The sequence below is a fragment of the Paenibacillus sp. AN1007 genome, from assembly GCF_040702995.1.
Lineage (GTDB): Bacteria > Bacillota > Bacilli > Paenibacillales > Paenibacillaceae > Paenibacillus.
This window is the reverse complement of record NZ_CP159992.1, coordinates 2,164,280-2,176,801: the sequence shown is the minus strand read 5'-3', so window position 1 is coordinate 2,176,801 and position 12,522 is coordinate 2,164,280. Positions and strand designations below refer to the sequence as shown.

General features: G+C 44.4%; 10 protein-coding genes. 2 read left to right on the top strand and 8 right to left on the bottom strand.

Features of this window, described 5'->3' with window-relative positions:
- Position 1: 1 nt before the first annotated feature.
- The 3 genes from ABXS70_RS09930 to ABXS70_RS09920 form a co-directional block, all read right to left on the bottom strand.
- Positions 2-781: a phosphotransferase gene (locus ABXS70_RS09930; protein WP_342551372.1), complete on the bottom strand. Its 780-nt coding sequence runs from the start codon at positions 779-781 to the stop codon at positions 2-4.
- Between the two features lie 118 nt (positions 782-899).
- Positions 900-1,478 (bottom strand): histidine phosphatase family protein, encoded by a 579-nt coding sequence (locus ABXS70_RS09925; RefSeq protein WP_366295540.1) that lies wholly within the window; start codon positions 1,476-1,478, stop codon positions 900-902.
- A gap of 186 nt (positions 1,479-1,664) precedes the next feature.
- A complete protein-coding gene (locus ABXS70_RS09920; RefSeq protein WP_366295538.1) occupies positions 1,665-3,329 on the bottom strand; it encodes an S-layer homology domain-containing protein in 1,665 nt (554 codons plus the stop codon).
- Positions 3,330-4,208: 879 nt separating this feature from the next.
- Between ABXS70_RS09920 and ABXS70_RS09915 the strand changes: the two genes are divergently transcribed.
- Positions 4,209-4,922, top strand: a complete 714-nt coding sequence (locus ABXS70_RS09915; RefSeq protein ID WP_366295536.1) for a hypothetical protein — start codon at positions 4,209-4,211, stop codon at positions 4,920-4,922.
- A gap of 382 nt (positions 4,923-5,304) precedes the next feature.
- On the opposite strand, the gene ABXS70_RS09910 is transcribed toward ABXS70_RS09915, so the two are convergent.
- A complete protein-coding gene (locus tag ABXS70_RS09910; RefSeq protein WP_342551377.1) occupies positions 5,305-5,514 on the bottom strand; it encodes a hypothetical protein in 210 nt (69 codons plus the stop codon).
- A gap of 193 nt (positions 5,515-5,707) precedes the next feature.
- Positions 5,708-6,988: a hypothetical protein gene (locus tag ABXS70_RS09905; protein ID WP_366295534.1), complete on the bottom strand. Its 1,281-nt coding sequence runs from the start codon at positions 6,986-6,988 to the stop codon at positions 5,708-5,710.
- A 342-nt stretch (positions 6,989-7,330) separates the two neighbouring features.
- On the opposite strand from ABXS70_RS09905, the gene ABXS70_RS09900 reads away from it, so the two are divergent.
- Positions 7,331-8,260: an L-lactate dehydrogenase gene (locus tag ABXS70_RS09900; RefSeq protein ID WP_342551379.1), complete on the top strand. Its 930-nt coding sequence runs from the start codon at positions 7,331-7,333 to the stop codon at positions 8,258-8,260.
- A 170-nt stretch (positions 8,261-8,430) separates the two neighbouring features.
- Here ABXS70_RS09900 and ABXS70_RS09895 read toward each other — a convergent pair whose 3' ends face one another.
- The 3 genes from ABXS70_RS09895 to ABXS70_RS09885 form a co-directional block, all read right to left on the bottom strand.
- Positions 8,431-9,366 (bottom strand): tyrosine-type recombinase/integrase, encoded by a 936-nt coding sequence (locus tag ABXS70_RS09895; protein ID WP_366296591.1) that lies wholly within the window; start codon positions 9,364-9,366, stop codon positions 8,431-8,433.
- An 80-nt stretch (positions 9,367-9,446) separates the two neighbouring features.
- Entirely contained in the window at positions 9,447-10,538 is a 1,092-nt protein-coding gene (locus ABXS70_RS09890) for a hypothetical protein (protein WP_366295532.1), read from the bottom strand.
- A 317-nt stretch (positions 10,539-10,855) separates the two neighbouring features.
- The gene (locus ABXS70_RS09885) at positions 10,856-12,265 is read right to left on the bottom strand and encodes an amino acid permease (protein ID WP_342551381.1); all 1,410 of its coding nucleotides are present in this window, start codon (positions 12,263-12,265) and stop codon (positions 10,856-10,858) included.
- Positions 12,266-12,522 lie beyond the last annotated feature (257 nt).

Here is a 12,522-nt window from a genome sequence, read left to right as displayed (position 1 = left end):
TTTAAAAAAAGTTATATATCCCGTCTTCGAAGTAACGATATTCTTCGTCTGTCAATCGTAACCTACCATAGGCATCATAGAAGATCTCTTTGTCCCACTGATCCTCAAATGCATTCGCTTTAGGCCGCGTGGCTAAAGCGACGTCATATCGGGGATCACCGCAGGAAGCTCCGGCCCAGTCGATAATTCCAATTACTTCACCGTCACGGACGATCACGTTATCCATAGTAAAATCCCCGTGAATTAAGGTCGGCTGGACCGAACTAGGTCTATTCTTTCTCAAAGAGGACAGCAGTTCCTCAGTTCCATCCACGGAGTAATGAGCCAGATTATTCGCTGCTTTGATGAGCATGCTGTCAAGCCAATCTTGGTCAGATTGCCGCCATTCCATGGGGCACGGATATTCATGCAGCTGTTTAAGGCTGTGTCCGAAGCTGGCAATGGCTCTCTCCCTGTTCATGCGGTCTGGATCACTGGCAAGATACTGCCTCAATGAGATTCCTTCCAGATGATCCATCAACAGCCATCTGGATTGCTGATCCGCGTAAAATGAATGCGTTTTCGGAACAGGCAGGCCTGTGCCTTCTAGAACCTGAAGTGCTCTGTACTCATCCGATAGCCATTCATTGTAGAGTTCATGCTCCGTTTTTTTAATCACATATTTCCGATCGAATGTATCCAGAACAGCCACAGTAGACGTATGTCCCTGTCGCGGTAAAATGACATGCCTCACATTACCGATCTGCCCCAATATTTCGGACGGAATATCTTCGATCTGCATAGTTTGACACCCTTCCGTATGTACTTATATCTTCTTTAGCAAGAACCTATGAAATCATAAACTTTACAATCTTAAACTCTATTTGCTGCCTGCTTGAATCGAAACTTGCCCGCAGCTCTTACAATGCTGATAAATGTTTCGTACAGTTATATAAGGAGCAATCCCACCAAGGCTGCCCACTGTGCAGAAGGGTTACCGACGTGTTAGACAGATTTTCTGTGATATCTATATGAGAAAGAAGTCTTCTCAACGTGAAGCTGAGAAATGCCCCGTGACTCACCACTAATATGTTCTGATTCGAATGGCGGTCAGCCAGATCAGCCAGACACTGTCTGCCTCTATTTACAATGGATTGCTGTGACTCGATACCAAGATCCAACTTCGACCAGCCGTATCCCCACCGATCGACACGTTCCTGCTCTGTTGTACCTTCAATCTGTCCACAGTCCATTTCTCGCAATCGCTCATCCACTCGAATTTCGATTGAATTAGCTTCACCAATAATTGCTGCCGTTTCCAGCGCTCTTGACAGGTCACTTGAATAAATGACATGCCACTGCTCAGAACCGATCCGGTTTGAGAGCAGCTGCGCCTGTCTTCGTCCTTCTGCATTGAGCGGGATATCTGTGTGTCCTTGTGCCCTGTATTGATCATTCCAGTCGGTTACGCCATGCCGGATAATTCCTAACTTAGCCATATGGTTTCCTTCTTTCTAGTCACCGCTCATACGTTCCTTCATCTTCCATTTAAAACGAAGCTATCACATATATTATCCTTTCGTCAATAAATGTCTACCTACTTGGTTAAACCTACAATACTTTTAGTACAAGATACAAGAAACACCGCCTTATTCAAGGCGGTGTGTATACTGTGTTTTGACTATTTACAGCAGTTCCAGCATCGTTTTAATTTTAGAGTTAAGCTTGAGTGTGTTCAGAATCAGCTGCAGCGCTTCTGCCCTCGAAGCTGTTCCATGCAGATTTAAATCTCCCTGCTTATCGCGATTCATTAATCCTGCTTCCGCGGCCATTTGGAAGGCATCCGATTGGACTTTATTAGAGTTTTGATTGACTTCTTGAAAGTCAACAATTCTTGATAAAATCACGATCATTTGTTCCCGAGTTATTGATTTGTTAGGCAGGAATGTCCCACTGTTGTTTCCAGATATAATTCCGGCTCTCGAAAATTGTAAGATAGCCTCTTCAGCCCAATGTCCTTTTACATCTTTTAGAGTAACTTTGTTTGTTCCTTCAACCTCAAAAATGCGAGAAAGAATTGCCACAAACTCCCCACGTGACATATTTTGATCCGGCCGAATCGAACTGTCTTCGTAACCTTTAATGATGTTCAGTTTCGTGAAGACATCTATCGTTTGTTCAGCCCAATGATTTTTTGTATCTTTCGGAGCTGATACCATACTTTTGTTTTTTTGAGCCTCTTTGATTTTGGATTCCAGAGTCAGCGTAATATCAATACCTGGTTTAAATACCGTCTTTTTAAAGAATTTGTCTGCAGCCTCTTCTGGCGTCGGTGCTGGTGCTGGCGTTGGTGCTGGTGCTGGCGTCGGTGTTGGTGCCGGTGTCAGCGTCGGTGCTGGTGTCGGTGACGGCTCTGGTGTCGGCGTCGGTGCTGGTGTCGGTGACGGCCCTGGTGTCGGTGACGGCCCTGGTGTCGGCGTCGGTGCTGGCGTAGGGTCAGGCATTGGTGCAGGTTTCGGCACACTGCCATCAGTTACGACATGGATATATGCTTTAGTTGTAGTGCTTGGTTCAAACAAAGCATCCCCGTTATATTCAGCAGTAAGAGGATGATCTCCAATAATTAAACTGCTGGTCTCATAGTTCACTAATGTGTAACCGTTAGAAATACCATGCGGATTTACTGTGAGATTTGCTAATTCTTTATTATCATCTTTCAGGATAAGTGTACCGTGTAAATCTCCAGTTGTTCTAGGATCAGATTCAATTCTCACTTGTATCCGTACCATCTCACCTTGTTTTGACGAATTGGGTGAACTTGTTACAGTAGTTACGGTTGTTCTAGGCATCACCTCAAAACTGACTGATGCTGTCGATGTCTGAAGCCCATCACTAATTATATATTTAAATGAAGCAGTTCCCGAAAAACTTTTATCAGGTACAAAATCAAACATTTGACCATATTGCTTTACTTCTCCGCCTACTGCATCACTAAACCCAATAACGCTGAGTTCATTGCTGCCCTCGCTGGGAATAGCAGTATCATTTTTTAAAAGATCGGAAAATAATATCTGAACATAATTTTTACCCTTAATCGTAGATGGAAGGATATCGTCGTTTGCAATCAATGAAGCATTCGTTTGCTCTCCGTCACTAGGCGGAGTCGATGTGTCTTCAGGGGTATCCGAGGGCATGTTTGTTGAATCGTCTTCAGTAGACGTTACTGAAACTTGAGTGTCTTGATCAGGCTGCGGCGTTGCAAAAGCCATTCCACCTGAACTTGACAGCATCAAGGTCAGCACCATAATGGATGATGCCAGTTTTTTGGTTAGTTCTTTCATGATGTACATAATTAGTTCCCTCCGATATAAATTACAGCGAATGCTCGCTTTAGTTATATCGACAACATATGACATTCCTTTTAGATTTTATTTTTGTGTTTTTAAAATGATTTTTTTATTTTAATTACTGGAGTTCATATTTGGTGGTCGTGTCTCTCCCATTTATTCACATTAAGTATCACCCGAAATTGAGATAAAAGATTTTGCACAACGTCACACCCCTTTTTTATATCTTCATAAATTACTTACACATTCTGTGTTGTTTAATTATTTTTAAAGTGTACTGTGTTATTATTGTGAGTAGGTGATAAATTTTAATGGCCCCTTTTGGGCAAAAGTTACGTACAATTCGCACAGAAAACAATTTGACGCAAAAAAAGCTTGCGAAAATATTCAAGCTCAGTGAAAATGCAATAAGTATGTTATGAAAGAGAGCCTTCTTTAAATTTACAAATGAAGCAGCAAAATTTCTCAATGCAGTAGAACTATCTGGTGATGCTAACTAAGAGGAGCAGAGTGATGCGGTACGAACCGGATCGTTGCCAACTCAAGAAATTCTACAAACAAATAGGCATAACTCAACGAATGGTTCACATAATCACTGGAATTCCTGAAAGTCAGCTGAGTGATTATGCGAACAATCGATTCAGAAAAAAACTTCAAGATTTCTTGAAGTAGATCTAATACCTTTCTGCTACTTTTATTATGGATTAATCCCAACCAGTAACAACCCCTATGATATCTCCTGACTATTATCAACATTATCTTGCAATTTAGCAGCTCCATCACTACGTATAACTTTTTTACGCTGTGATGTTCATATATATACATAGATGTTCAAGCAAATTCTCCAGCCGATGGAGCTTAGAAAAGAGAAGAGAAAAGAAAATGAAAAAAGTAGTTTTGTTCACAATGATGTTTGCACTTGTAGCAGTTTTGTCAGGCTGCGGAGATTCCAAAGATAATGCTTCCCCAGCTAGTCAAACAGATACTAAGCAGCAAGAAATTGAAGCTGAGAACCAAAAGTTAAAAGAAGAAGCTGAGGCTTTGAAGAAAGAACTTGCTGAAAAAGAAGCTGCTGAAGAGAAAGAGCCTGAAGTTCAAACAACCGCAGCAAGTGCTCCGGAACAAAAAACTGCTGTTACTGCAGAATTGATGAGCACGGTCGTTCCTAATCTTGTTGAAGGTGGTTCTGTAGATCAAAAAACATACGATTATCTTGTGAAACACGCGGATCTATTCCCAGCCATCACAGCAGAAACAAAAAAAGCAGCAGCTAAAGAAGTTGATAGCAAAATTACGTCAAGACATCTTTTTAAAAATATTGCACCATATACCGATAAGATGGTCAAAGTAACGGGTAGTGTTGTACAAGTACAAGAGGAAGAAACGGATTTTGGTACGGTTGCGTCTATACATATTTTGGACGAGAACGGTAACTCATTAATAGGTTACTACAACAATTCAACTGGTGATATTCTTGATCGTGATACTGTAACTATGCGCGGTGTTCCTACAGCTGTCTATTCCTTTAACAATATAAGTGGTGGGACTACCAATGCTATCATGTTGGCTGTTTCTACAGTTCAAAAAGTTCAATAATAAACAAACAACAGTTAAGCCCTTCGGGGCTTTTCTTCCACAATAAAAAGCGAACGTATGTGCTGATTGCAACAGTGGCCTCAGTCCCCATATTTTCAGACATACTTACATTAGTATGCTTGCTGAAGCAGGTGTTGACTTAAAAACCTTATGCAAAGATTAGGTCACGGAGATGAGAAAATAACTCTCGGAATATACATTCATGTTACTCCAAAAATGCAGAAGAATTGCTGACCAAAAATTTAAAAAGCACTTTGCTGAAGTATTGAATATGAGGGTACCGCAGGATGTGTGAATTTTTATGTGATTTTTTTGCAAAAAGAAAACCCCCTTTCGGGGGTAATTGGTTGATATAACAGCCTTTTTAGCTCGAATTTGTCTACTAAGCATACATCATGTCCATGAATCCTCGGGTTACATCTGCGCCTTCTGCCTGTTCCGGCTCTTCTGTCTCCGCATGTGCAGCCATGCAGGCTCTTACGGCTTCCTCGGTTGTGCAGCGATTGGCATCATCACATGTGTAGCATAAGTGGAGCATATATCTGGTTAATTCTTCCGCCTGCGTGAATTGAGTTTGACCGTTGGTTCTCATTTTCATCACTCCTTTTCTTCTTGAGTTAAATATAACATCATCTGCATGATTTATTTGTGATTAATTTCACAATGTATTGAAAAAATAAAATAAAAATAAAGGGAAAATCTTCTCAGAGATCTTCCCTTTACCTTTCATACTGGACATAAGCATGGATGTATAATATATTCATAAGCTCATAGCAGACATCAGACTAGAGCACTTTCCACTGTTGTCCCCCATCTACCGTTTGAAGCAGCAGCGATCGTTTGGCATCTGTATTCTCCACCAAGATCCATCCGAGCTTCGGCGATACCATCTGCATTTTCACAATTTCAGGATAGTCTTTGAAAATCTTCTGCAGAACACTGCTCGCAGCATAAGATTTCCACGTTTTTCCTGTATCCTTCGTATAATACATAACACCCTTCTGCATTGCCCAGCCCTCTGTCGGACTCAAAAATACAGGTGCCAGATTGCGGTTTATGCCTGATTGTTTGTCCAAACCAAACGTGTACTGCTTCCAGCTTGCCCCGCCATCTGCAGTAAAGAAACCGCTGAATGTCGTACTCTCTCCGCGAGCACAAGACATGGACATCCAGGCGGACTTGGCTTCACGTCCAAAAAATTGAGGAGCACTAATACTGAAGTTACCGCATGCACTGAACTTATCTCGGTCGAAAAAGGTGGAATTAATCCGCCACTGCTCGCCGCCATCGGATGTTACATACAGCTTGGGTGTACTAAATTCGATGGCACTCAGAAAGCCATGTTTCGAATCCGCGAAGGTCATGCCGGTGGTATAACCTCTTCTTGAGATTTCTCCCGTTGTCGTTTTATTCTTCTCATCGCTGGAAGTCATTCGCTCCCAGGTCATTCCCCCATCTTCTGTACGATATAGATTTTTATCCTGTTTGCCGATTCCGGTATCCAGCGTTGTCAGCACCCAGCCCTTCTCAGGAGAAGCAAAGGATATGCCTGTCACTTTATCTGTTTTGGACAGTGACGACAGACTCCAGCTTACGCCACCGTTATTGGTACGAAGTACAATGGTATCTGTGCCTCCCATTCCTTCTCGCACAATCCAGCCATGCATACGATCTACAAAATAAATGCTTTCTCCATACTTCGGATTAGCCGGGAACTGCACATTCTCTGAGGGCGAGATATTAATCCACGTTTTTCCTTGGTCCTGAGTATAATACAGTCGAAGTGCATTACGTGTAACTCCCCAGGCCAATCCGCCGTTATCATTAATCAGCTGAAAATCGGTTAAACGAGTCTGAATTTGATATTTGGCCATCTCCGTCGATTCAGCATTATTGTTAGTCGGGGGTACAACGGTGAGTGTCTGACCAATGTTCCCACCATCCTCCTGTTGGTCCGGAGGTTCTGCAGCCGGCGGCTGTTCCGTTTTGCTGCAAGCTGCCAGCAAAATGATGATACCTATAGACAGCAGTGCTGTCTGCGCGATTTTTTTCCATTGCGAACGCAAGTGGGTTCCACCTTTCTCAACCACCCGAAAGGCTCGCATGCCTCTAAGATGGAGCTGTATTTACGATTCTTCAGAATCCACTGCTCCTATTCTAACACAAACCCTGACCTAAAGGTTCATACCTGCTCGATCCCTGTAGATTAATGAGTTATATTGTTGAATATTTTCCTTGATATACGTATGTATGACATTTTTTGTCCTGCATCTGTTTTTTCATCTTTTTATGAGGCTTTTTTCGTAAATTGGCACATGCTGTGAAAAAAGTTATAGACAAAACTCGCTTTATACGCCCGAATCCCTTAATATGGATCATAGTATACCCTAAAAGGAGTGGATAAGATTATGACAACCATTGCAGCATTGAAGCCCAGCCGTGTCGTTATTATCGGTATGGGTGCAGTAGGAACAACAACGGGATACACGCTTATGCTTAGACAGCGTTCGTCCGAGTTGGTCTTCGTGGATGTGAATCATGATAAAGCAACCGGCGAAATGCTGGATATGAACCACGGCCTGCCATTTACCGGAGGTGTAAAGGTATGGGCTGGTGACTATTCAGACTGTAAGGATGCCGACATTATTATTATTACGGCAGGTGCTTCACAAAAGCCAGGCGAGACCCGAATTGATCTGCTGAAGAAAAATGCAAGCATTTTCAAAGATATTATTGATCGGATCACGGAAGTGAACTCTCACGGTATTTTGTTGATTGCTACGAATCCTGTCGATATCTTATCCTATACTTCATGGAAACAAAGCGGCTGGCCGGCTTCCCGGGTCATTGGCTCCGGTACTTTGCTTGACAGTGCACGATTCCGCTATCTCATTGGTAAAAATAAAGGCATCGATCCACGCAGCATTCACGCGCACATCATTGGTGAGCATGGCGATTCCGAGGTGCCTGTCTGGAGTCTAGCGAACGTTGCAGGCACGGACCTTGAACTGGACGAAGAAACCCAACAGGAGATCTTTAACAGCACCAAAAATGCGGCGTACGAAATTATTAATGCCAAAGGTGCTACATCCTATGCAATCGCTCTGGCATTAGACCGTATTGTGGCTGCCATCCTGGGTAATGAAGGCTCCGTTCTGAACGTGTCAACACTGCTCGAAGACTACAACGGCGTGTCTGATGTATATCTGGGCGTACCTTGTGTTGTAGATCGCCATGGTGTGCGTGAAATTCTGCCACTGCCATTGAATGAAACCGAAAAATTGGCTTTTCAGGCATCGGCGAGCAAATTAAAAGAACAGATTGCTGGACTGGAATAATAGATCTCCTTTACATTCAGAAAGACCATTCAAGACTCTGCATAGAGTTTTGAATGGTCTTTTGCCGTACGGATAAGCCGTTCGATTCTGTTATAGTTTACATAATAATAATGACGGAAACCCCGAAAAAAACAATCACTATACCGTTAGGTACGATTTCCTGCTCTTGGTTAATTCACCATTTTACTGACGGGAAGTTTTACATCCAGCAAAGCCATCGCCTCTTCTTTCTCACGGCTGGTAACATGCGTGTATACCGTTGTCGTTTGAATGGAAGCATGTCCGAGCAGCTCCTGCACGGTGCGTAGATCCGCCCCGCGCCGCAGCATCATCGTGGCAAACGAGTGGCGCAGCTTATGACTCGAATAGCTTTGGCGCTGATGAGCCGGCGCTTCCTGTTGGAAGCGTTCGAACGTTTCCGTTGAGATGAGCTGAATGCTGCGAATGGATAGACGCTTTCCTTTTTGCGATACAAACAGGGCTTCCTCTTTCTCTCCTCGCCATGGATTCAGACGCTCTTGAAGAGCCCGAGAAAGTACTTCTGCGACGGTTTCGGGTACAGGGATTGAACGCCATTTCCGCCCTTTGCCGAACACATCGAGCGTGCGCCGCTCGGGGTTGTAGTCTTTGCAGTTGAGTGCATGAACTTCTCCAACCCTGAGTCCCATATAACCCATAAGCAAAAAAACGGCCAGATTACGCGTGCGGTACTTGCCCTCGACCGATTGAAGAAAGCGGGTCAAGCCGCCCTCATCCAGGAAGACGGGGGCACGGTTTTTCTCCGTTTTGGACTTTTTGATGCCAGATGCCGGATTATTCGTTAACACTTCCAGTTCAATGAGGGACTTGTAGAAGCAGTTGACTGCCGCATGTTTACGATTCCGGGTAGCGTCACTTACGCCGCGTTCCCTTGCGCGAGAAAGATAAGCCAGCACATGCAGCTTTTTCACCTGCTCCAAAGATTTCCCCTGGATCGATATGAGGAATTCCAACACATCTCCTGTATAGGATTTGACGGTATGTCCCGTGTATCCGGCATCTTTCATCCAGATATGAAAAGCCTCCAGTTCATCAGCGTACTGCTCTCGAATCTCTTCGTGGATCATCTGCACTTGTCACCTCCGTCGATTTCTCCAATACTGCTCTTGTCCAGCCCAATCTTCGTCTCTATTTCCATTCATAGAACTTAACTCAGTGGAAAATCAACCTCTTCCACAATCACGACATCGGCCATCAGTAAAATCGTCTCCGGTTTGCCTGTACTGCGTGTGAGCACAAAGGACGGAATCGGATTTTCATGCAGCTCATTAACCGATTCAGCAATTTGAACATACAAATCCAGATGCAGCGTCTCCCCTTCGCCCGGAATATCAATAACAGGCCAGTCTTTCTGTATACAATCTGCCCAAACTGCCAGTTCGTTCGCCGGAACGATGCTTAACTGCTGTACCTTCGGATCAATGTAATATATCGCTTGCCGCTCAGGTCCGTCCCCGAGCTTGTCCAAAGCGAGCATATCCGATGCCTGCTCGGTTGGCGGAGAGTAGAGGGAATAACACCACGGTGTCAGCCCCCATACGACCATCATAAGTCCTTCTTCCATCAATACATCCAGTTTACCCTCTGTGAAATATTCGATTAAATTATGATTACCCGGCCCAAACAGCTGCTCTACTCGTGCAGCCATCCGATGCAGGTCTGCCAGGATGAATCCTCGTCTGCCGTAAGAGTCAAACACATGATGATTTCGGGTCCATGCTGCAGTAGATGGCGCATCAAACAGCGGAGCCGCTGCCGGGAACAAAGTGATGTGTACTGTATTCACTTGCGCGTACTTTACCATAGCGAGCTGCTCCGGTTCTAACGGCCCTTCAGCAATTCGTGGCGTTCTCCGGTGCAGCGCTATACGTAACTCATACTCTCCTGCTTCATAAGGTGCAAGGTCCAGTTCAACAGGGTGACTTATCCCTCGATTTGAAGCAATAGAAATGCGGCTGTCTTTGGCAAGGTGAACGGAATATTGTAAGTAAGACAATTCCTGTCCATATAAAATAACTGCATCCTCTCGCTGCACAGGCATTTGCAAGTACTGTGCAAGTACAGATACTTTGCGGCCGTCCTCAAGATGCCGCTGCGGATCCATGTCCAGCTGTAAGTCCTCTTCACGATCCCCATGTGATATGATTAGCTTCGCCTCTGTGAGAACGGTTGAATCTGCAAGTGCAAATCCAAAATGGGATAGTTTTTCATTGAAATGGTTATGTAATGGTTCATTCATAAGTAAACCCCTCTCTTCGGTTCTGATGTCATATCACACCACCCCAATATATTTCATATTCCGTTCTGCCGCAACCCCAGCCCGGTAGACCAGCTGCCTTTTCTCCCTGATTTTTCAGTATATATCCTCTAACTCTTACCCTTTAAATTAAAGGCCTAACCCGTTCAAGTTCGTTCAATAATCCCCACTGCTGGTTTGGATCACTTCTTATTACATACACTAGTTCCCCTACCGATCACCGATTTAATACAGTAAAAAAAATCCCTGTCCATTTCGCACAGCGAATGGAAACAGGGACGAATCACGCTCGTTTCGTATTATTTACGTCTTAGCGGGTTCAGATGACTATGGTGACGACCATAGACAAAATAGATCATTAATCCGATGATCAGCCAGCCGAAAAATGTAATCCACGTCAGCGCCGCGAGGCGAGTCATCAGATATACGCAGCCGAGGGCGCTCAGAATCGGAATCAAGGGAACCAGCGGAACGCGGAATCCCCGTTTGAGGTCAGGGTTATTTTTACGCAAAACGATAATTCCGAGACTAACTACCGCAAATGCAAATAACGTTCCGATATTCGTAAGTTCTGCCAGGTGCCCCAGTGAGATAAAACCGGAAAACAAAGCAATGATAATACCGGCAGTCCAGCTTCCAACGGCTGGGGTCTGACTTTTCCCGCTTACCTTGGAGAAAACCGGAGACAACAGCCCATCTCGAGACATGGAGTAGAGCAGACGGGTCTGTCCATACATCATCACCAGCAATACCGTTGTAATGCCTGTGATCGCCCCGAGAGACACAATCCAGGACAATCCGTTTAATTGAACAAATTCAAAAGCAAAAGCAACCGGGTCACTGACGTTCAACATATGGAAAGGCACAATTCCCGTGAGAATCAGAGATACCACGATATAAAGAACAGTACACACGGCAAGGGATGCGATAATGCCAATGGGCAGATCCCGCTGCGGACGCTTCACCTCTTCGGCTGCGGTTGATACGGCATCAAATCCGATATAAGCAAAAAATACCGTCGCCGCCCCCGCTGTTACACCCGAGAAACCAAAGGGCAGAAAAGGATGCCAGTTGGCTGGCTGAACATAAAACACACCTACGCCAATGAAGATAAAGACCACGACAATTTTGATCGCTACCATTATACCGTTCGCTCGCGCGGCTTCTTTCACTCCTCGAGTGAGCAGAAACGTAATGATCAAGGTGATCACAGCGGCCGTAATGTCAAAATACGTACCTTTATCCGGATTGAACGCACTCGACAGTGCATGAGGCAGCTCCAGTCCGAATCCGGATAATAATGTCTGGAAATATCCCGACCAGCCGCTGGCGACGGCTGCACTGGCAAAACCATACTCCAGAATCAGGTCCCAACCCAGAATCCATGCGATAACTTCACCAAATGCGGTGTAACTGTACGTATAAGCACTCCCTGATGCCGGAATTGTCGAAGCAAATTCAGCGTAACACAAGGCCGCAAATGCACAGATGATACCGGCCAGTAAAAAGGATAACACAAGCCCGGGTCCCGCATACTTGGCAGCCGCTACACCTGTCAGCACAAAAATGCCTGTCCCAATAATCGCTCCGACTCCGAGCGTAGTTAGATCGAAAGCTCCAAGCGCTCTCTTCAATGCCCCGCCCTCATTCGTTTCACTGACAATCGGTTTCTTGCGGAATAATAATTTCAAGTTTTCATTGCTGCGCATGGGCATGTTCCTTTCATGATTAACCTCGAATGTGCTGCGCGTAATAAAGACGAAGGGTCATTTCATCTGTTCTACGAAAAACTCATTTGTTCTATCTTATCGATCATCTATAAAAACCTATCGAATTCTACACGTTATCGCGGTGAAAGAATAAATTTATTTTTGCGGCTCATTTATTTTGTTCTTTTTTCGCGAAATTTATCATGATCTGTTGCCCGCGCTTCTTATTGAAAATCGATTTAAACGAAAACTGCGTA